At 65.2% G+C, this 305-nt stretch carries 1 protein-coding gene; it reads left to right on the top strand.

What is annotated here, in order from left to right; genetic code table 11:
• Nucleotide 1 precedes the first annotated feature (1 nt).
• Nucleotides 2–229 carry a hypothetical protein gene (locus H4N64_RS44310; RefSeq protein WP_186288279.1) on the top strand — a complete coding sequence of 76 codons (228 nt, stop codon included), beginning with the start codon at nt 2–4 and terminating at the stop codon, nt 227–229.
• Nucleotides 230–305: the final 76 nt, after the last annotated feature.

Here is a 305-nt window from a genome sequence, read left to right as displayed (position 1 = left end):
CATCAAGAGCCGATCACTGCTGCCGGCCTGGTTCGTCACCGTTCTCGGAGCAGCACCGCCCGCCAACGGCACGGAACGGTGGCTGGAGACGGCCATGGGCGTCCTGCTCTACCGCCTCACCTACGACGTCACCGACCAGGTCGTCGCACTTGGCCCGCAGCCTCCGGAATCCGACCGATACCGCCGTAGCTGGTACGACCAGCTACGCAAGGACCTGCGTCGCTGGTGAACAAGGCTGTGGGTGCGATGGAAGTTTGGGGGCGCGGATGTTCTCTGCTGATCGCGTCGGCCGAGGTGGAGCACTT

The organism is Streptomyces cupreus (assembly GCF_014257025.1).
GTDB lineage: Bacteria > Actinomycetota > Actinomycetes > Streptomycetales > Streptomycetaceae > Streptomyces > Streptomyces cupreus.
This window is presented reverse-complemented; position numbering and strand designations above follow the sequence as displayed.